The 20,290-nt window shown below is 63.6% G+C and carries 18 protein-coding genes; 4 read left to right on the top strand and 14 right to left on the bottom strand.

Annotation, left to right across the window (positions count from 1 at the left end; all coding sequences use genetic code 11):
• Nucleotides 1-2: 2 nt before the first annotated feature.
• The gene (locus UC34_RS02495) at nucleotides 3-848 is read right to left on the bottom strand and encodes a TorF family putative porin (protein ID WP_044453691.1); all 846 of its coding nucleotides are present in this window, start codon (nucleotides 846-848) and stop codon (nucleotides 3-5) included.
• 396 nt (nucleotides 849-1,244) lie between these two features.
• Here UC34_RS02495 and UC34_RS02490 point away from each other — a divergent pair, with 396 nt between their 5' ends.
• A complete protein-coding gene (locus UC34_RS02490) occupies nucleotides 1,245-1,493 on the top strand; it encodes an accessory factor UbiK family protein (protein ID WP_069340380.1) in 249 nt (82 codons plus the stop codon).
• A 414-nt stretch (nucleotides 1,494-1,907) separates the two neighbouring features.
• Entirely contained in the window at nucleotides 1,908-3,518 is a 1,611-nt protein-coding gene (locus UC34_RS02485) for a YifB family Mg chelatase-like AAA ATPase (RefSeq protein WP_044453689.1), read from the top strand.
• Here UC34_RS02485 and UC34_RS02480 read toward each other — a convergent pair.
• Both UC34_RS02480 and UC34_RS02475 read right to left on the bottom strand, forming a co-directional pair.
• Nucleotides 3,478-5,064: a helix-turn-helix domain-containing protein gene (locus tag UC34_RS02480; protein ID WP_044453688.1), complete on the bottom strand. Its 1,587-nt coding sequence runs from the start codon at nucleotides 5,062-5,064 to the stop codon at nucleotides 3,478-3,480. The two genes, UC34_RS02485 and UC34_RS02480, sit on opposite strands and share 41 nt — an antisense overlap.
• A 289-nt stretch (nucleotides 5,065-5,353) precedes the next feature.
• The gene (locus UC34_RS02475) at nucleotides 5,354-5,893 is read right to left on the bottom strand and encodes a hypothetical protein (RefSeq protein WP_052811242.1); all 540 of its coding nucleotides are present in this window, start codon (nucleotides 5,891-5,893) and stop codon (nucleotides 5,354-5,356) included.
• A 78-nt stretch (nucleotides 5,894-5,971) separates the two neighbouring features.
• On the opposite strand from UC34_RS02475, the gene UC34_RS02470 reads away from it, so the two are divergent.
• Both UC34_RS02470 and UC34_RS02465 read left to right on the top strand, forming a co-directional pair.
• Nucleotides 5,972-6,679 (top strand): thioredoxin domain-containing protein, encoded by a 708-nt coding sequence (locus UC34_RS02470; RefSeq protein WP_237165215.1) that lies wholly within the window; start codon nucleotides 5,972-5,974, stop codon nucleotides 6,677-6,679.
• Nucleotides 6,680-6,736: 57 nt separating this feature from the next.
• Nucleotides 6,737-7,261 (top strand): TlpA disulfide reductase family protein, encoded by a 525-nt coding sequence (locus UC34_RS02465; RefSeq protein ID WP_044453687.1) that lies wholly within the window; start codon nucleotides 6,737-6,739, stop codon nucleotides 7,259-7,261.
• 102 nt (nucleotides 7,262-7,363) lie between these two features.
• Here UC34_RS02465 and UC34_RS02460 read toward each other — a convergent pair whose 3' ends face one another.
• The 11 genes from UC34_RS02460 to UC34_RS02410 all read right to left on the bottom strand — a co-directional run bounded on the left by UC34_RS02460 (nucleotide 7,364) and on the right by UC34_RS02410 (nucleotide 20,283).
• Complete coding sequence (locus UC34_RS02460; RefSeq protein ID WP_418303919.1) at nucleotides 7,364-8,716, bottom strand: sigma-54-dependent transcriptional regulator; 1,353 nt, start codon at nucleotides 8,714-8,716, stop codon at nucleotides 7,364-7,366.
• Nucleotides 8,713-10,728 carry a sensor histidine kinase gene (locus tag UC34_RS02455; RefSeq protein WP_044453686.1) on the bottom strand — a complete coding sequence of 672 codons (2,016 nt, stop codon included), beginning with the start codon at nucleotides 10,726-10,728 and terminating at the stop codon, nucleotides 8,713-8,715. Before UC34_RS02455 ends, UC34_RS02460 begins: the two co-directional genes overlap by 4 nt.
• A 167-nt stretch (nucleotides 10,729-10,895) precedes the next feature.
• Nucleotides 10,896-12,182: a dicarboxylate/amino acid:cation symporter gene (locus tag UC34_RS02450; protein ID WP_044453685.1), complete on the bottom strand. Its 1,287-nt coding sequence runs from the start codon at nucleotides 12,180-12,182 to the stop codon at nucleotides 10,896-10,898.
• 44 nt (nucleotides 12,183-12,226) lie between these two features.
• Entirely contained in the window at nucleotides 12,227-13,021 is a 795-nt protein-coding gene (locus tag UC34_RS02445; protein ID WP_044453684.1) for an ABC transporter ATP-binding protein, read from the bottom strand.
• Nucleotides 13,022-13,034: 13 nt separating this feature from the next.
• A complete protein-coding gene (locus UC34_RS02440; RefSeq protein ID WP_044453683.1) occupies nucleotides 13,035-13,826 on the bottom strand; it encodes an ABC transporter permease in 792 nt (263 codons plus the stop codon).
• Nucleotides 13,827-13,912: 86 nt separating this feature from the next.
• Nucleotides 13,913-14,881 carry an ABC transporter substrate-binding protein gene (locus UC34_RS02435; RefSeq protein ID WP_044453680.1) on the bottom strand — a complete coding sequence of 323 codons (969 nt, stop codon included), beginning with the start codon at nucleotides 14,879-14,881 and terminating at the stop codon, nucleotides 13,913-13,915.
• 414 nt (nucleotides 14,882-15,295) lie between these two features.
• On the bottom strand, nucleotides 15,296-16,075 hold the full coding sequence (locus UC34_RS02430) for an IclR family transcriptional regulator (RefSeq protein ID WP_044453679.1): 780 nt from the start codon (nucleotides 16,073-16,075) through the stop codon (nucleotides 15,296-15,298).
• Nucleotides 16,075-16,977: an N-formylglutamate amidohydrolase gene (locus tag UC34_RS02425; protein ID WP_044453677.1), complete on the bottom strand. Its 903-nt coding sequence runs from the start codon at nucleotides 16,975-16,977 to the stop codon at nucleotides 16,075-16,077. The genes UC34_RS02430 and UC34_RS02425 overlap by 1 nt, the downstream gene beginning before the upstream one ends.
• Before the next feature lie 446 nt (nucleotides 16,978-17,423).
• The gene (gene lipA / locus UC34_RS02420) at nucleotides 17,424-18,431 is read right to left on the bottom strand and encodes a lipoyl synthase (protein ID WP_044453675.1); all 1,008 of its coding nucleotides are present in this window, start codon (nucleotides 18,429-18,431) and stop codon (nucleotides 17,424-17,426) included.
• A 24-nt stretch (nucleotides 18,432-18,455) separates the two neighbouring features.
• Nucleotides 18,456-19,169 (bottom strand): lipoyl(octanoyl) transferase LipB, encoded by a 714-nt coding sequence (gene lipB / locus UC34_RS02415; protein ID WP_044453673.1) that lies wholly within the window; start codon nucleotides 19,167-19,169, stop codon nucleotides 18,456-18,458.
• 181 nt (nucleotides 19,170-19,350) lie between these two features.
• Nucleotides 19,351-20,283 (bottom strand): DMT family transporter, encoded by a 933-nt coding sequence (locus UC34_RS02410; protein ID WP_084070317.1) that lies wholly within the window; start codon nucleotides 20,281-20,283, stop codon nucleotides 19,351-19,353.
• Nucleotides 20,284-20,290 lie beyond the last annotated feature (7 nt).

Genomic DNA, 20,290 nt, shown 5'->3' with positions numbered 1-20,290 from the left:
CCTTAGAATGTCTTCGACAACCCAACGACGACCGTCGCTTTCGAGAGCACCTTGCCGGAATTCGCGGCGGTGTAGTACTTCTCGTCGGCGTTCGTATCGACGTAGGAGACCGACACGCTGAAGTTCTTGCCCAGATCCTTCGTCAGGCCGATCTTCCAGTCGGTGTAGCTTGCGGGGCTGAAGTTGTGCACCCACTGATGACCCACGTGGCCCACGGCCGAGAGGCCCCAGAAGCCGAGGTCATAGGTGCCCGTCAGGTCGAGATAGCCGCTGTTGGACGTATCCTGGCCACCCGGACTCACGAGACCGAAAAGACGGGTCAGTGCGTGCGAGTACTTCAGCGTTACGGTCTTCCAGCCCACTGCGGCATACAGCTCGAACGTATGCGGACGCGGGTAAAAATCACCCGACGGATAAGTGCCCGGGTAGTAGTACTGCAGACCGCCGAAATCGATGGTCCAGTCAGGGATGATTTCCTTCTTCCAGCCACCGTAAAAGTCCATCTCGATGGGCGCGCTCACCTGCGAATTCCCATCCGAAATCCAGCTGATGTTCGAAGCCCACACGCCGGCATACAGACCGGATTCATGCGCGATATCGAAACCGCCCTGCACCGCCGGACGCTTGGCCGTTTGCGAAATACCGCGGAAGCGATAGTCCGAGAACAGGCCGATGTTCGCGGTAATCGTCAGCGGCTCTGCCGCCGCGGCAGCAGCTTCGGTCGGCGCCGCCGCGGGTGCGGCGCCATCGGCGGCCGCCTGCGCGAACGCGCCGCTCGACACTGTCATGGCGCCAAAAACCACAACGCCAGCCACTGCATTGCAAACCGCTGTTGACACTTTTTTCATCACTTTCCCCTAAGTTGATTGTTCGACGTCTTGGTACAGCGTGCGGCAAGTTCCGACATGGGTAGAGCAACTCCCGTGCCAGGTCTTTCGACCGCTTTCGCTGCGAGGCGCACGATACGAATTTCGGGATAAAAAATTGGCAAAATTGCGGGGGAAAGCGACGTTGGCATGCGACAAGCCGACAACAATGAAGCCCGGCGCGCGGTGTCCCGGGCCTGCGTGAGGGCCGCTGGCCGGGCCGCTTGGCTGGCTGGGCGCAAAAAACGGTGTTAGAGTTGCGCCAATCCATGAGGTCCATGCCGGATGCACCACCTTGCACCGGTCAGACCGGCACGGCGAAGCACGTTGACGGTGCAAGCACCACATCGGTGCAAAGATTTGATGAGAGGAAGGCTTATGAAACCGAACGAGATCCTGCAAGACATGCAAGCCAAGGTGAGCGAGATGCTCAAGCAATCGCCCGCGAAGGATATCGAGCGCAACGTCAAGAGCCTGCTCAACCAGGGTTTCACCAAGCTCGATCTGGTGACGCGCGAAGAATTCGACGTGCAGGCCCAGGTGCTCGCCCGTACGCGCGAGAAGCTCGAGGCGCTCGAGAAGCGCGTAGCCGAACTCGAAGGCCTGCGCAGCGAAGCGCAAGACTGACGACTTGCCAGGGGCGCGAAAGCGCCCCTTGTTGCATCCGGCCCCGCCCGAGCGGGCAATGTCGCCGGACTGCCAGGAAATCCACGCCCTTTACGGCCGCCGTCACATCTTTCCCGCGCCGAGGTTCGGTGCACTCCCTTCCGCCTCCTCCGTTCTTCTTCCTCCCCTTTTCCACCCCCGTCTCCGGTTGCGCTTCCCCTATAGCGCGTAGCCTGCGAATTCCCTGTCCACCACTCGGAATTCTCTTATTCACTTCGCAGCGAGTTCCGAACAGGCAATGGCCTCCATCCGAATTCCTGCCCAGCGCCCCACATTTGCGCCGATGAGGCATTGCGCCGCGCCATAGGCCGGAGCGACGATTCCCCATCGAGTCGAACGCCGAGCGCGTTATGAGATCAGGAGGGAAGGGAAGACATGTCATTGGCAGTGGTGAGCAGTCGGGCAATCACAGGAATGGCGGCACGTCCGGTCACGGTCGAAGTGCATTTGGCAAACGGGTTGCCGGGCCTGTCGCTGGTCGGTCTGCCGGATACGGAAGTCAAGGAGAGCCGCGAGCGCGTGCGCTCGGCGTTGCAGAACAGCCGGTTCGAATTTCCGGCGCGACGTATCACGATCAATCTCGCGCCAGCGGATTTGCCCAAGGCGTCGGGCTGCTTCGATCTGCCGATCGCACTGGGCATTCTGGCGGCGAGCGGCCAGTTGCCCGAGACGGGACTGCGCACGCACGAGTTTGCCGGCGAGTTGTCGCTCACCGGCGAGCTGCGCCCGATTCGCGGCGGGTTGGCCATGGCGAGCGCGATGGCGCAAAGCCGGTCTTCACGAGCGCTGGTGCTGCCCGCGAGCAGCGCGCAGGAAGCCGCGCTGGTGGAAGAGGCAACTGTCTATGGCGCGCGGACTTTGCTCGATGTCTGCGCGCATCTTGCCGAACCGGACGTCGCCACGCGACTGCCGCGCGCCACGGTGCCACGCAGCGTGGCCGACGACGCGACGCTTCCGGGACAATCTCAGCAGGCGTTGGCGGGGCCACTTCAGGGGCTGCATCAGAGAACACATCACGAGACACGACAGGGAGCGCACACCGGCGAGATCGCCGACATGCTCGACATCAAAGGACAGGAACACGCCAAACGGGCGCTGGAAGTCGCGGCGGCAGGCGGGCACCACATCCTGTTCCACGGGCCGCCCGGCACCGGCAAATCCATGCTCGCCACACGACTTGCCGGATTGCTGCCCCCATTGAGCAAGGCACAGGCGGTCGAGGCCGCCACGCTCGCGAGTCTCAGTGCACACGGCTTTGACATGCAGCACTGGGGACGGCGCCCGTTTCGCGCGCCGCATCACACGGCGTCGTCGGCGGCGCTGGTGGGCGGAGGCAGCACGCCGCGCCCCGGAGAGATCAGTCTCGCGCATCGGGGTGTGCTTTTTCTCGACGAGTTGCCCGAGTTCCAACGCAGGGTGCTCGAGGTGTTGCGCGAGCCGCTGGAACTCGGCCACGTGACGATCTCCCGTGCCGGGGGACACGCCACGTTCCCCGCCGCCTTCCAACTGGTCGCGGCGATGAATCCCTGCCCCTGCGGTGATCTGGGGCATCCATTGCGAACTTGCCGTTGTACCGGCGACGCAGTGGCGAGATATCGCAACCGGCTTTCCGGCCCGTTGCTCGACCGGATCGACTTGCACGTGGAAGTGCCGGCGCTGAGTGCGGAGACATTTGCCGCCCCCGCATGCGGCGAACGCAGCGCCGAGGTTGCGAAACGCGTGGCGCAGGCGCAGGCGAGGCAGCTATCGCGTCAGGGGCAATTGAATTGCACGCTGTCGAACCGCGCGCTGGAAACCCAATGCCCGTTAAGTCCCGAAGCGAAGGCAGTCCTGCACCGGGCGGTCACCCAGCATCATTGGTCCGCGCGCACCTATCACCGAGTGCTGCGTGTGGCACGCACCATCGCCGACCTTGCGCAGCGCGACGCGATCGACATACCGGAGATCACCGAGGCTGTTCAATATCGCGAGATAACCATGTCCTGAGACGATGTCGCCAGCGCTGCTTTGCCGCTCTTTCCGCTGCCGGAGACGCATGCGGCGCGTCATGCGCTGACACCACACCGAGCCGGTACTCGCCAGAAGGTGTCAGAGTCCCGTCCGCTCGAATGAAGCTCTTCAACGACCCGTAAGCGACATCGTACCTTTCGGCCAGACCCGTCAGCCCGCCCGCGCTCCGGATGCCCGTTCGACCGAGCGCCTGTATTTCGCCCAGGATGTCTTCAGTGACCAGGTTCCGGGGCGGGAACGCCTTTTCCCGAAGCATGCACTTTGCGCGCGAGCTCAAGTTGCCGTCGTCATTGACATACTGACGCAGCGAAGTAAACGGCACGCCGTACGCGTCGGCCAGCGTCCGCAGATCGACCCTGGCACCGCCCGACTGCCGAATGTGCGCATGTATCTGGTGAAGAAGATCGGCGTCGATCGCGCGACGAGGCTTCGCGGACGCAATGAGCCGGGCGTAAGCCCGTGGCGTGAGTTGGCCGTTCGCTTCGAGCCAGTGGTTCAACGTGAGCGGCGAAATATTGAAGATCCTGGCAATCGCCTTGCGCCCCCCGGCTTCGCTGATGCGACGTGGTCCCAGCGCCAGGAGGGTCCGCAAGATGTCGGCCGACATTCTGCCGGCCGTCGCGACGCTTCCAGGCCCGAGCTTGATTTGCCCCGTCACGGACAACGTGCCGTCAACACGTAAATAACGCTTCACCGTCTTGTATGAGACGTGAAAACGCGCTGCCAGCGCGGCTTGCTGCTCGACATCGAGCGTGCCGGCGGGCGCCTCTAGCGCCGCCTGCAAGAATGCGACCACGCCCCGGCCACGCAGCGGCGCAGCCAGCGCCCCTGCCGGTCCGGTGCGCACCACTGCGTCGTCGCGACCGGACGTCTCGGGTGCAGTGAAATGCGACGCATTGCATGAGGCGTTCGACACTCGCACATCTGCACGCTCCTGATGTGGGAGATTGGCATGCGTGCGGCCTGTCGTGACGTCAGCTGCCCCGATGATCTCGCTGGGCGACGTCGTGAGGCTGTCGCTCAACGCGCCTTCAGACGATTGGGATTCGACGGAGTCGGTGAACGCCGCCAGCAAACGCGTTCCCCGCTCGGTCGGATCGGCATTCTCATCGACATGGGCGCGTAACGCCTCGAAGGAAACACGATGATTCGCGGCAATCGCCTCGAGTCCGCCGGACAGACGCACTTGTTCCGCCCCCATGACCATCAGCATGCAAATCAACTCCGCCGTGACGGGTTGCAAGCCGCCCGGCGAGGCGATTGGCGAAAAGGCAGGGCCGAACGTGCGGACCCAACCCGGCGTCGACTCGACACCGTTCCATCGCGACGCGCCAACGTCGTTCAACGACAGCGCGCTTGACGCGCCGGCCTGTCGAACATTGCGAAGGTCGCTGACGAGCCCGCTCGGGCCGCCCGGCGCTTCATTGCCGACCCGCGCCACGTTGGTCATGCCGATGGCCGAAGGTCCCCGGCGACCCGAGTCAGGCTGACCACGGGTCAGCAGCGAGATAAGTTCGTACATGGGCGTCGGCAGGCAGGACACGTCGACGCAAGCCCCGCCGGGTGTCATTGGACGATATAGCGTTGCAAGCGGGTGAAGCGAGGGCTCCGGACATGCTGCAAAACTCGCATGTGTCGGCGTGACCATCTTGCACAGATCGCTCAAATCCGACAGGACGCCCGCGCCGAACAGCCTCCGATATGGGGGCCGCAATGCTGGAGGTCAACTGACACTGACCGGCATCAATCGGCACCCGTCGACACCCGTCGACACCCGTCGACACCCATCGACACCCATCGACGGTATCCGCCTACTCCAGAGTGAACGAGTCGAGAAACTGGTCGACCTGCTCCTTGCCCGGCGCTTTCGTCGCCATGACGACAACCTGATAGACGTGGTTGCCGCGTCCGACGAAACGCGCGAAAACGTACCGCTCGGCCTTGTCGCCCGCGACGCCCTGCGCCGAGACGGCCAATCCGGGAAGCGCGGGGGCGTCGCCGGCCTGACGCACCATCACCTGCGACGGCGTCGCAGCGCGCTCGTTCACGTTGGCGAGTAAGCCGTGCTGCAATTCGTCGACGACGGTCTGGCGCAACGTCGCGTCGTCGCTGGGCAGCGTGACTACGCCGACGGCGAAAAGCGCCGCGTCCACCCGCGCTGCCTGCATGCGCATCGGCAACGGTCCGGCAACGAACTTCACTTCACGCGCGTCCTGCGTCGGTTTGGCGGGATAGGTCACCGCGTACGCCCCGTCCTTGTCATGGACCTCACGCCAGTCGTAGCGGGGCGAACAGGCAGCAAGCACTACCGTTGCGGCGAGCACTGCGCAGATACGGACGACGCGATTCATTGACATAACGAGGACCGGCGGATCGGGGATGGGCAAGCCGCCATTATCCGCCATCGGTTGCAGCACGAAAAACCCGCAATGGAGATGACGACGGTTCCGGAAGTTCGCGCACTTCCCGGTATCATCGGGCGCATGACACCCGCTCTCGCCCATGCAATCTCCCGCCAAGGCCGCGCCCGTACGCGCGCCGCCGTGGCGCTCGCATGGCTCATCGGCGCGAGCGTCCCGGGCGCGACCGTCGGCGCTACCGCATCGGACGCCTCCCACGCAACGGCACGGACGCTTACCGTGGCACAGGCGACCGGCATCACGTATCCGCGCGAGGGCGTCACAGCCGCGCCGCTCGACAGCCGGAGCGCGGCGCGGCCGCAGGCCGCCGTTGCGCTGGCCACGGACTTCGCGGCGCATGCCCGTCGCGCCGCATCGCTCGGTGTCCCGCTGATCGTGCTGGTGTCGCTTCGCGATTGCGTCTATTGCGGTCCGATCCGTGAGCGTGAGCTCGCGCCATTGGTGCGAAGCGGCAAATATGAGGTGCGCGAGATCGGCATGGACAGCGCGACGCCGATACGGGATTTCGACAACTCGACAACGACCGGCGTGGCCTGGGCACGTGCCCACGGCGTCAAGGTTTCGCCGACCGTTTTGTTCCTCGATACTCAGGGACGCCCGGTTGCCGACCCCTTGATCGGCGCCGGCCTGCCCGACTTCTACGGCGCCTATCTCGAGGACGCCATCGCCCGTGGCCGCACGCGTGTGCGGCCGTCCGGCGACGCTACGGCACGCTGAGATTCAGAGTAGAATCGACGTCGACTCGTCATCCTCCCAACCTCACACGGCTGTGTCATGAGCGCTACGACCTCCCGCAAATTTCCTCTGGGCAAGCTCATCGCCATTGCGATCATTGCCGCCGTGGCCATCGCCGCGTATTTCACTTTCGCCGGCCAGAAGCGCGCGCCGGAAGCCACGTTCACCCTGCTCTCGGGTCAAAAACTGGGTCCGGATCAGCTCAAGGGCAAGGTCTATCTGGTCAACTTCTGGGCGACGAGCTGCGTCACGTGCATGAAGGAAATGCCGACGATGGTGAAGACCTACGAGAAATACAAGGGCCAGGGACTGGAATTCGTCGCCGTCGCCATGAGCTACGATCCGCCGATGTATGTGATGAATTACGCGCAGACGCGCCAGTTGCCGTTCAAGGTCGCCATGGATTCGGACGGCAGTGTCGCCAAGCAGTACGGCAACGTTCAGCTCACGCCGACGACCTTCGTCGTGGATCGTAACGGCAAGGTGCTCAAGCAATATGTCGGCGAGCCGGAGTATGCGGAACTGAACAAGCTCATCGAGACGGCGCTGGCGAAGCAGGCCTGATGCCGGACGATCGTGCGCATCGACGGTCCGACGACATCCAATGAAAAAGCGCCCTGCGGGGCGCTATCGCGGCCATCGCGCCTCAACGGCCATCAGCGGCCATCAGCGGCCATCGCTGCCGTCGCCATGCCCGCGCGTATGCAGGCCATAGCGCTTGAGCTTTTCATATAGCGTGGCCTTCGGCACATGGAGCGCTTCGGCCGTCGCCGCCACGTTGCCCTTGCTATGTTCCAGCGCTTCTTGCAGCACGGCACGCTCGAAGCGCTCGACCTGCTCCTTGAGGGGCAATGGCGCAAGCGAATCCCCCTCGGGCGCGCTCGCCACGCCCAGCACCAGCCGGTCCGCCGCGTTGCGTAGTTCGCGCACGTTTCCCGGCCAGTCCGACTGCAACAGCTCCTGACGCATCCGGTCCGAGACCACCGGCGCCGGGCGTCCGTAGCGCACCGCAGCGTCGAGCATGAAGTGCTCGAACAGCGGCAGGATATCTTCGCGACGCTCGCGCAACGGCGGCAACGCCAGTGTGACCACATTGAGCCGGTAATACAGGTCGCGACGGAAAGTCCCCTCGCGCACCAGCGCTTCCATGTCGCCCTTGGCTGCCGCCACCACACGGCAATCCACGCGGATCGACTGGTTCGAACCGAGGCGCTCCAGCACACCGTCCTGCAACACCCGCAGCAGCTTGACCTGCAACGCCGCGGGCATGCTCTCGATCTCGTCGAGAAATAACGTGCCACCCGACGCATGCTCCAGCTTGCCGATCCGACGCTTCGCCGCACCGGTGAACGCGCCGACCTCGTGGCCGAACATTTCGCTCTCGAAAATCGCCTCGGGCAATGCCCCGCAATTCAGGGCGACGAACGGCGCATCGCGCCGACGCGACAACTCGTGCAGGCTTCGCGCGACCAATTCCTTGCCCGTGCCGGTGTCGCCGTTGATGAGCACCGGGGCATCCGTCATGGCCACGTTGGCGATCAGCGTGCGCAGCGTCTCCATCGAGGGGCTGCGTCCGATGATGCGCGAGGCGCGCCCGCCCTGCTCCGCCAGTTCGCGCCGCAGCGCCTGGTTTTCCAGCATGAGCTTGCGGGTTTCGAGGGCGCGCTTGACCGACTCGATCAGGCGATCCGGCGCGAAGGGCTTCTCGATGAAATCGTAAGCGCCGTCGCGAATGGCCTGCACGGCCATGGAGATATCGCCATGACCGGTGACGAGAATCACCGGCACTTCCGGCGCATGCTGACGCAAATGCGCGAGCAATTCGAGCCCGCTCATGCCGATTAACCGGATGTCCGACACGACAATGCCGGCGAAGTCCGGTGTGATGCGCTCACGCGCAGCCTCGGCCGAGGCCAGCCCGAAGGCGTCCAGCCCGGCGAGTTGCAGGCTTTGCAGCGTGGCACGCCGCACGAGTTCGTCGTCTTCGACAAATAGGATCTGGAGGTTCTTGTACATCATGCGTTTGTCGCGCCCGCGGGTTGCACGCGGCGCAGCGTCACGAGAAATTCTGCGCCACCGCCCGGAACGTTGCGAGCGACCAGCTGGCCGCCGTTCTCTTGTGCGATGGATGATGAAATTGCGAGTCCGAGCCCCATGCCCTGACCGCCCTCCTTGGTACTGAAAAACGGCTCGAACAGACGCGGCATATGCGCCTCGGCGATCCCCGGCCCATTGTCGCGCACGTAAATGCGCACCCAAAGGTCGTCCGCATCCACATCGATCCAGATCGACGGCGAGGCCTGCGGGCCAGGCGCTCCGACCACGGCGTCGATGGCGTTACCCACCAGATTGATCAACACCTGCTCCAGGCGCAAGCCCTCGCATGCGACCTGCACATCGTCCAGCCCGTTGGCAAAGGTCGTCGTCACCTGAACACCGGCCAGACGTCCGCGCAGCAGCATCAGCGTGTTGTCGATCGCACGGCGCACCGAGGCGTCCATGTCGCCGCGACGCGCGCGACCGGCGAAGAGCCGCAGTTGCCCCGTGATCTTTCCCATGCGATCGGTGAGCGAGGCAATGGCTTCGAGGTTTTCCTGCGCGGCGTGGTACTCGCGACGCTCGATCAGCACACGTGTGTTGTCCGAGAAGCTGCGCAGCGCCGAGAGCGGCTGATTGAGTTCGTGCGTAATGCCCGCCGCCATTTGCCCCAGCGCCACGAGTTTCGACGCCTGTACGAGTTCGCTCTGCGCCTCGCGCAATTCATGTTCGGTGCGTGCGCGCTCCTGCACTTCGGTTTGCAGACGTTCGTTCGCCGATTGCAGATCCGCCGTACGCTCGGCCACGCGCTCACCAAGTTCTGCGTAGGCCGATTGCAGCAACTCACGGCTCTTGAGCATGTCGCGCACGCGCTGACGCCGCTGATTCCACGCCACGCCCAGCAAACAGGTGAAGGCCGCAAGACACGCTGCGGCCACCGCCGCGATCCGTGCGTTGGCGATCACCTGATCGAGCGGTGCGAAGTACATGAGCGTCCAGTCCGGCTCGCCGAGCTTGCGCTGCACGGCGAGAAAGCGCCGGGTCTTGCCCGTCGCGCGAGCCCCGGCCGCGTCACGCACGGTCACCACTTCGCCATCGGCGTCGAGCCGTTCGTCTTCGCTCCATGCGAGCGGCGTCACATGCTGGTTGTAGTACTGACGCGTGCTGTCGAGCGCCGCCTTCACATCGGGCGTGAGCGGCGTGAGCGAGCGGTACTGCCAGCGCGGCTCGGACGACAGGAAAATCACGCCGTGATCGTCGGCCACCACGACCGGCTCGGCGGCATCGGCGCCGGCGCGCTGGAACCATTCGAGGTTCAGCTTCACCACGACCACGCCATGAATCTGTCCGTCGACGAGAATCGGCTGAGAGACGAAATACCCCGGCTCGCCGGAGGTCGTCCCCACGCCGTAGAAGCGGCCGAAGGCGCCCTTGATGGCATCGATGAAATACGGACGGAAGCGATACTCCTGCCCGACGAACGTGGCCTTTTCGCGCCAGTTGCTTGCCGCGAGCGCGAGTCCGTTGGCGTCGATCACATAGGCCGCGGACGCCTTCGCACGCTGGTTCACGTCGAAAAGATAATCGTTGGCCCGCTGCACTACCGCCTTGTCCTTGGGATTGAGCAGCAGGTCGTGGACGTACGGATGCAGCGAGAGCAGATAAGGCAGAAATTCGTAGCGGTCGACGGTGCTGCGCAGGCTGCCTGCGTAGCGCTCCACACGCGCGCCGGCATTCACGCGCAGGTCGGCCACGCCGCGCTGCCAGCTCAGGGCGTACGTCAACCAGCAGAACAGGACACTCGCCAACAGCATGACGACGATCCATGACCAACGGCGCATCGGGGCAGTCCTCTCGAGATCGATGGGGACTTCGTCGCGCCGGTCGTCCGCAGCGTTCCCGGCGTTCCCGGCTTTCGCAGCCATGGCGGCGCCCGAGGGGGCGGCATGGCGACGGATGCGGGCGCGGATCGTGTTGTCTTGCAGGGTGGCCATTAGGGGCGCAGGGGCTCAAAGGTCCACCGGGCGGCGAAGCTCAGGCGCTATTGTGCCTGTGCCGCGCCGCCCGGTGGCGAACGTCATGTTGACGCGGAGTTGGCAGCGCATGCCGGCGTCGCGTGATCGTGTTCACGCGACGCATCGGACACGGCTGCCGCCGGCCGTCAGGCCAGCTCCGGACCTTGCTTGCCCGACATGGCGTCGGCCAGCTTCTTGCGATCCAGTTCCTTTTCCCAGGCCGACACAACGATGGTGGCCACGCCGTTGCCGCAGATGTTCGTCAGCGCACGGCATTCGCTCATGAAGCGGTCGATACCGAGGATCAGCACCATACCGGCAACCGGGATCGTCGGAATCACGGCGAGCGTGGCGGCCAGCGTGATGAAGCCGGCGCCGGTCACGCCCGAAGCGCCCTTCGAGGTGAGCATCGCCACGGCGAGCAGCGTGAGCTGTTGGCCCCAGGTCAGGTCGATGTTCGTCGCCTGCGCGATGAACAGCACGGCCATCGTCATGTAGATGTTGGTGCCGTCGAGGTTGAACGAGTAACCGGTCGGGATCACGAGACCCACCACCGACTTCGAGCAACCGGCCTTTTCCATCTTTTCCATCAGGTGCGGCAACGCCGCTTCCGACGAGCTCGTGCCCAGCACGATCAGCAGCTCTTCCTTGATGTAGGCGAGGAAGCGGAAGATCGAGAAGCCGGTGAATCGGGCGATCAGGCCCAGCACGACGATCACGAACAGGAACGACGTCAGGTAGAAGGTGCCCATCAGCTTGGCCAGCGGCACCAGCGAGGCAATGCCGTACTTGCCGATGGTGAAGGCCATCGCACCGAACGCGCCCAGCGGCGCGACCTTGGTGATGATATGCACCACGCGAAAGAGCACGCCCGACACGCTGTCGATCCAGCTCGTGACCACGCGACCGCGCTCGCCGATCGCCGCCAGTGCTGCACCGAACAGGATGGCGATCACGAGAATCTGAAGGATTTCACCCTTGGCGAACGCATCGGTGATGGTGTTCGGGATGAGGTGCAACAGGAAGTCGGTGAACGTGTCGCCGTGCGCGGCCTTCTCGGCGTAGCCGGCGATCGCCTTCGGATCGAGCGAATTGATGTCGACGTTGAAGCCCGCGCCCGGCTTGAGCACGTGCGTGGCGATCAGACCGATCACCAGCGCAAGCGTCGAGACGACCTCGAAGTAGATCAGGGCCTTGCCGCCAACGCGGCCGACCTTCTTCATGTCTTCCATGCCGGCGATGCCGGTCACGACCGTACAGAAGATCACCGGACCGATGATCATCTTGATGAGCTTGATGAACGCGTCACCGAGCGGCTTCATCTCGACGGCCAGATCGGGCCTGAAATGCCCGAGCAGAATGCCGACGACGATGGCAAACAGCACCTGCACATACAGGATGCGGTAGAAAGGTTTCTTGGTCTGAGTTTGCATGTTGTTTCCTCTTCAGGCGGCGGGGCAAGCCACCGCCCTTGTTATCAATCCGCGGTGACGCCGCGAATCTCGCTTTGCGCAAAGCGCATTTGCTCCTCCATCACCATCTGGGCCAGCTCCTTCTTCAACTCGTTGAATTCACTGCCTGCCGTGTCGCGCGGACGGGGCAGGTCGATGACCACGTCCCGCTTGACCGTGCCCGGCCGGTACGTCATGACGACGACACGGTCGGCCAGATAGATCGACTCCTCGATGCTGTGTGTGACGAAAATGATCGTCTTCTTGAATTCCTCCCAGATGCGCAGCAGCTCGTCCTGCAACGTACGACGCGTGAGCGCGTCGAGCGCGCCGAACGGTTCGTCCATGAGCATGATCGGACTGTCGAGCGCGAGCACACGGGCAATGGCCACGCGCTGACGCATGCCGCCCGACAGATCGCGCGGAAAGCGATCGCGAAATTCGCGCAGGTTGAGCTTGCCCAGCAGAAGGTCCACGCGCTCGTTGATCTCGGCGCGCTTCATGCCCTTGATTTCCAGACCGAAGGCGATGTTCTGCGCCACTGTCATCCACGGAAAGAGCGCGTACTCCTGGAACACCATGCCGCGATCCGGGCCCGGCTCGGCGGCCGCATCCGCGCGTCCGTCGATACGGATGACGCCCGAGCTCGGCTGCACGAAGCCGGCGAGCGCATTGAGCAACGTCGACTTGCCGCAGCCCGACGGGCCGAGCAGGCAGACGAACTCGCCCGCATCGATGCGCAGGTCGATGTCCTTGAGGGCGTCGACGACACCGCCGGGAACGGGGAACTGTTTGTTGACGTGGTCGATTTGAATCAGCATGTCGCTCGTCTCCTCACTTCGTTTCCAGACCACGGTGCCACTTGAGCAGGTGGTTGTTGAGACGATCCATACCGAGGTCGATTACCAGGCCGAGCAGGCCGATGGTCAGCATGCCGGCGATGATCTTGTCGGACCACATGTATTCGCGGGCTTCCAGAATGCGGTAGCCCAGGCCGTTGTTCACGGCAATCATCTCCGCCACGATCACGACGATGAACGCCGTGCCGATACCGATACGCACGCCCGACAGAATGTAGGGCGTCGCGGCCGGCAGAATCACGCGACGGAAGATGGTCAGCTGACCCGCGCCGAGGTTGCGCGCAGCGCGCAGATAGATACCGTCGACATGGCGCACACCGGCGATCGTGTTCATCAGCACGGGGAAGAATGCACCCAGTGCAATGAGGAAGAACGCGGGCGGATTGCCCAGCCCGAACCACAGGATGGCGAGCGGAATGTATGCGATCGGGGGAATCGGACGCACCACCTGCACCAGCGGATTGAACAGACCGTAGACACGCGTGCTCGTACCCATGAGCAGGCCGAGCGGCAGCGCAATGCCTGCGCCGACGAGAAAGCCCATGACCACGCGGTACAGGCTGTGCGTGGCGTCCATGAGCAATTCGCTCGATTGCAGCCATGCGCTGAAGCCGTCGGCCATCGCCACGGTCGGCTTGAGGTATTGCCACCACTTGACCACGACGGCCAGCGGCGACGGGAGAATGATCGGGTTGATCCAGCCCAGGCCGGTGACGATCTGCCAGATCACCACGACCGCGAGCGGAATCAACACACCGCGCAGCATGCGCGCGGTGCGTGAAGTACCTGACGTACCTGAGGCGCCCGAGGCGCCGGGTTTCGCAATGACAGCGGACATCCGGTCGCCTCGCCTTACTTGATGTTCAGCTTGGTTTTCGCCTTGGCGAGCAGGTCGAGCTTGACCCAGTCGTCAGCCTTGGGCACCGGATCCTGCAACTTGCCCACGCCGTATTTCTTCATCAGGTCGGTCGTGAGTTGCACATGCGAGAGGTTCAGGTCGTAGCTGTACGGCGAGTTGCCGATGGCGTCCGTGAAGTCCTGCTCGGTGATCTGGTTCTTGAACATGTCCTCGCGAACGAACTTCTCGGCCGCCTTCGGATTCTTGATGAAGTAGTCGGTCGCTTCGACGAACGCGTACATCAGGCGTTGTGCGACGTCCGGCTTTTCCTTGTAGAGCTTCTCGGTGATCACGAGCGCACGCACCGGTTCGCCGATCGGCGTGTCGTACGGCTTGAGCACTTCGACGCCGAAGCCCTTGTTGATGGATTGCGAGGCTTGTGGCTCGGACTGGCACATGGCGTCGATGCTGCCGGCGGCGAGCGCCTGATTCAGATCGGCGAAGGCCATGAACATGATCTGCACGTCCTTGCCCGGCTGATCCGACCACGTCAGACCGGCCTTGGCCAGTTCCGCGTACAGAATCAGTTCCTGAGCGCCGCCGCGCGCCACCCCGACCTTCTTGCCCTTGAGATCGGCCACCTTGGTGATCGGAAGTCCCTTCTTGGCCACGAGGCGCACACCGCCCTTGGCAAAGCCGGCCACCGCATAGATCGGCGCGCCCTGCGCACGACCCGCAATCGCGGCATCAAGCGCGCTTGCCGACACGTCGATCTGCCCCGCCACGATTGCCGGCATGATGTCCACGCCCTTGGCAAACATGCGCTCCTCGATCTTCAGGCCATACTTCGGTCCGATCACTTTCATGTACGACACGGCGCCGTAATGGGCGAACTTCAGGTTCCGCAGACGCACCACGTCGTCGGCAAAAGCGTGTAGCGAGGCTGCACACAACGCAGCGGCGGCAAGGCATTGCTTGAACATAAGGTCTCCTCTCTTATTAGAACGGCTTGCTCTGGTTTTCCGGATTCCGGATGGGATTCCGTCCGACACGGCAGCACGCGCGTTAAAAAGCAATACTTATGCCAACAATGCAAGTCGTTGATTTTATTGTGGGAAGCTGTGGAAAACCCGATGATCCGTTATACGAAAAACCGGAAAACAGGCACATAACGATTCTGGATTTCCAGAAAATCAGGCGAAATTGGGAAGTTTCGCGCGCACAATGGGTCGTCGACCCCCTATCCCGCAGAGCGGCTACAACACAACGGCTCGTTGAAAAAACGAACCCTCGATTCGACATGCCTCACCAGCAGCGGGCGATTGTCGAGCGGAGGGTTCGATGACGGCGAGCAATGCGTCTCGCCATCCTTGCCATGCTGCGGGCGCTGGCAGCGCTCAGGCAGACAGCACTTCCGGCACCGGCGTCTGATAACCGAGCGCCGCCGAGATTTCCGCCGCACACGCCGAGAGGCGTGACGAGATGTCCGGCAACAGCGCACGCGTCATGCGCGACGACGGGCCCGAGGCCGACAGCGACGCAATCACTTCACCCGACGCATCGCGAACCGGCACGGCAACGGAGACGGCTTCGGGGGCCAGTTCGCCGAAGCTCACCGCGCAATCCTGACGCCGCACGTTGAGCAGTTCGGCGGCGAGTTCGTCGCGCTCGATGAGCGTGCCCGCCGTGAAGCGCTTGCGCGGACGGCCCAGCACCTGTGCGCGGACGTCGTCCGAAGCGAAGGCCAGCAACACGCGACCCGACGCGCCAACATAAAGAGGACGACGGTTGCCGACCACACCGTGCACGCGCAACTCATGCGTCGATTCGACGCGCGCGACGCACAGCGACTCCAGATCATCGCGCACGCGCAACTGAATGTTCTCGTTGAGCGCGCGATTGAGCGCCTGCAGATGGCGATGCGCGACCTTCACGAGATTGACCTGCTCGTGTCCCGCCACACCGAGCACCAGCGCCTGGGCGCCCAGCACGTACGTGACGGGGCTACCCTCACGGACGACCCAGCGGTGCTGCTCGAGCGTCGCCAACAGACGAAAGGCCCGCGACTTGTTCAACCCGGCGCGCTGCGCCAGTTCCGTCACACCCAGGCCGGGGCACTCCCCGACCAGCGACAACAGCGAAAGCGCCGTGTCGACCGAAGCGACTGTGTAGTCCATCAAACTTCCTCGCTATGTTGTTCGGCATACGCGGCGAGCCTCGCCGCAAATTGGCCAAGTTGCGATTGCAGCGTCGAAAAGCCCGAATGTCTTCCCGGCCTGCCGACGCTCGATTCATCCAGATAAAGCGCCTGATTCAGTTCGATCTGCACACTGTGACGCCCCTCGGCGGGACGTCCGAAGTGGCGCACCAGGTCGCCGCCGCGGTACGGCGTGTTGTAGGCCACGCGAAAGCCCAACCGCGTGAATTCCGCCATCACCCAGCGCGAGAACGCGGGGTCGGCCGTGGTGCCGTCGCCGTCGCTCACGAGCACGTCAGGGCGCGCCATGCCCGCATCGGGGTCCAGCGCACCGCCGCGCGAACGCATCGAGTGACAGTCGAGATGCCAGACGACGCCATGACGCTGCCACGCGGTGTCGAGCGCGTCGCGCAATGCCTGACGGTACGGCCGGTAATAGTCATGAATCCGGCGCTCGACTTCGGGCACCGTCAGACGCCGGTCGTAAAGCGGCACGTTGGGCGCCGCGAACCGGTGCAGCAAGCCGACGCCACGCTCGCTGTACGCTTGTGGACGTGCGTCATGCGGCCACAAGCTCGCAAGCAATTCGGGATCGAGGTCGTGTTCGGCGCGATTCGGGTCGATGTAGGCCCGGGGAAAGAGCGCCGCGACCAGTGTCGCACCGTGCCGGGTGGCCACTGACCAGAGTTCGTCGACATAGGCATCGCCGCAGGCAAGGATCGCTGCCGTCGGGGCAATGGTGTCGAAATCCGGGGGAAGCACATGTCCGCTGTGCGGCACATCGATCACGAGTGGCAAGCGCCTGCCGGCACGCTTCGCGCCGTTCAAGTCACCTTGCGGCGCCTCCACAAAAAATCGACCCTCAGTGACCTGACGGGACATGCTGCCTCCTGGCGTGCATCCGGAACCTCCGCCCGAAATAACCATTTCGGGAACAGTGTTTTGCTACGCAAAACGCCGTTCGAATATTCTGAAACATCGTCAGAAAGGCGACAAGGTGATGCTTGTTACAACATATTTCGAGGCAGCGGGAGAGGCAGGCGCCGGCGGAAATGGAACTTTCGGCGACGATGGGGGCAAATGGCGGTGCGTATCGACCGGTTTCGTCGGTATCTGCGAATGGCGACGACGCGTATCGGCTGTCGAACCGAGCGCGGCTTGTGACGTCTCGTAATCGACATCGGCCCCACGCCGCAGCGTTTGAGCGCCTTACGGGGTATGCCAGGACGGCATTTTTACCGCGCACCACGGCGAAAACGAAAAAACGCGGATCGCCATGAAACGATCCGCGTTTTTACACGTCACCGGGCAAATTCTGATCGTACCGATCAGATGGCGTCGGCAACCCCCGCTTCGTGCGCCTGCACGTCGGCGTGATAACTCGAACGCACCATCGCGCCCACGGCGGCGTGCGTGAAGCCCATCTTGTAGGCCTCTTCCTCGAACATCTTGAAGGTGTCCGGCGTCACGTAGCGGCGCACCGGCAGGTGGTGCTCCGAGGGTTGAAGATACTGACCGATCGTGAGCATGTCGACGTTGTGCGCACGCATGTCGCGCATGACTTGAAGAATTTCCTCGTCCGTCTCGCCCAGCCCGACCATCAGGCCCGACTTCGTCGAGACATCCGGATGCGCCGCCTTGAATTCCTTGAGCAGGTTCAGCGAGTGCTGATAGTCCGAGCCCGGTCGTGCTTCCTTGTACAGACGCGGCACCGTTTCCAGGTTGTGGTTCATCACGTCGGGCGGTGCGGCATTCAGGATGCCCAGCGCGCGATCCAGACGAGCGCGGAAGTCCGGCGTCAGAATTTCAATGCGGGTCGACGGCGAGAGTTCGCGAACGTGACGGATGCAGTCGACGAAGTGCTGCGCACCGCCGTCGCGCAGGTCATCGCGGTCCACGCTCGTGATCACCACGTACTTCAGGCGCATCGCGGCGATGGTCTTCGCCAGATTGAGCGGCTCGTCGGCGTCGAGCGGGTCCGGACGGCCATGGCCGACGTCGCAGAACGGGCAACGACGCGTGCACTTGTCGCCCATGATCATGAACGTGGCCGTGCCCTTGCCGAAGCACTCCCCGATATTCGGGCAGCTCGCCTCTTCGCACACGGTGTGCAGATTGTGCTCGCGCAGGATCTGCTTGATCTCGTAGAAGCGGGAGGTGTGGGTGGCCGCCTTTACGCGAATCCAGTCCGGCTTCTTCAGACGTTCGATCGGCACGACCTTGATCGGAATGCGCGCCGTCTTGGCTTGGGACTTTTGCTTGGCGGTGGCGTCGTATTCGCCGTCGATCGAGCGAACTTCCTTGCTCGTGCTGTCGTTCTGAGTCACGGTGGTCATAGTGGGGGCGTTCCAGGCGTCCAATCAGGCGGCGGCGTTTGCGCTCGTGACCGGATCGTTACCGGCCTGCGGCGCGACATCGGTCGTCGCGGGGTGCTGTTCGAGATGTTGACCGAGTTGCTGCGCCAGTCGCGCGGCCACTTCGTCCCAGCGGGGAGCCACGCCAAGCGTGGCCATATCTACGGTTTGCAAGCCGGCGTATCCGCACGGATTGATCCAGTCGAACGGGCGCAGATCCATGGCGACGTTCAGCGACACGCCGTGATAACTGCATCCGTTGCGGATCTTCAATCCAAGCGCAGCGATCTTCGCGCCGGCATGCGCTGCGGCGCCGTCGCCCGGGCTCACGTAGATGCCCGGCGCGCCGGCCCGGCGCTCAACGTCGAGATTATACGCGCCAAGGGTGTCGATCACCGCCTGCTCGATCAACCGCACCATTTCGCGCACGCCGAGCTTGCGCCGACGCAGGTCGACAAGCAAATAGACCACCACCTGGCCGGGGCCGTGATACGTGATCTGACCGCCGCGATCGACCTTGACGAGCGGGATACCGGTGTTGGCGACGAGCAGGTGAGCGGGATCGCCGGCGAGTCCGAGCGTGTAGACGGGCGGATGCTGGACGATCCAGAGCTGGTCGGGGCCGTTCGGGCCGCGCGTATCCGTGTAGGCGCGCATGGCGTCGAACGATGTGGCGTAGTCTTCCGTGCCGCGCCAGCAAACTTCGATCGGGGATGTCATGGCCGCAATTTTAGCGAAACCGCGCCGGTCTTGCTCGGGGTCCCGCCCCACAAGGCTCAGCGCACAGGTGTTGCCCGGTCGCAACGCTCGCACGAGGCCGCTCGTGCGGTATCGTTCGTCCTTCCGAACCCCGCAGGGAACGCGTTTCGATCCCGCACCTGCCGCAGTGGCCTTGCGCCGCTCACGCGGCCTTTCGGGTCGTCGAAACGCCCATTCCTCGCGCGTACCAGCCCGCCGCCAGCACGATCATCGCGCCGCCAAGCCACTGGGTCGGATGCAAGACGATGTCGAACGCCAGGAAATCGACCGCCACGGCGACGACCGGGTAGACGAAACCGAATACCGCGAGACTTGACGTCGACGCCTTCTGGAACGCGCCATAGAGCAGTAAATACATGAACGTCGTATGGAAAAGCCCCAGCGTGACGATCGCGCCCCACTCGCGCGGCGCCGACGGCAGCTGTCCGAAATCGGCCATCCAGACGAAGACGACCGCGCCGATCACCATGTGCAGTGCGGCAATGTTTTCCGGTCGGATCGTCCCGGCGAGTTTCTTGGTGAAGAGCGTGGTGGCCGCGTAAAGGGTCGCGGCGGCCAGCGCACTCGCCACGCCGAGCAGATAGCCCTGCCCATGCACGCCGCCCGGTTCGGCCAGAATGACCAGACCGGCGAACGCCACGCCAAGGCATCCCATCGTGGCAAGCGACGGTCGCTCACGCGTGACGACGATGCCGGCCAGCACCAGCAGGAATGGCTGCACGTTATAGACGACCGTCGTAATACCCACCGAGGTGAGCTTGTACGCCGTGAACAGGAAGTACCAGTTCGAGACGAGCGTCACCGCCCCTAGCACAACGTTCACCACTTGCCAGCGCGCCATGCGAAAACCGCGCCAATAGCCGCGATACGCGCACCACGCGCACAAACTCAGCGAACCGATCAGGCACCGGAAGAACACCACGTTCAGCGCGGGCTGCCCCGACATCAGGACGAAAAAGCCGATGGTCCCCGAGATCACCATGGCGGCGATCATCAGCAGGCGTCCAAGGCGCTCATCGGCTTGAGGATTCGGTGTGGTGGCTGAAGGCATCGGTGCGGGGGGCGCTGGATTCATCGGGATT

The sequence above is a fragment of the Pandoraea vervacti genome, assembly GCF_000934605.2.
GTDB classification, from domain to species: Bacteria; Pseudomonadota; Gammaproteobacteria; order Burkholderiales; family Burkholderiaceae; genus Pandoraea; species Pandoraea vervacti.
The sequence above is the reverse complement of the archived record's forward strand: the minus strand, read 5'-3'. Positions and strand labels throughout refer to the sequence as shown.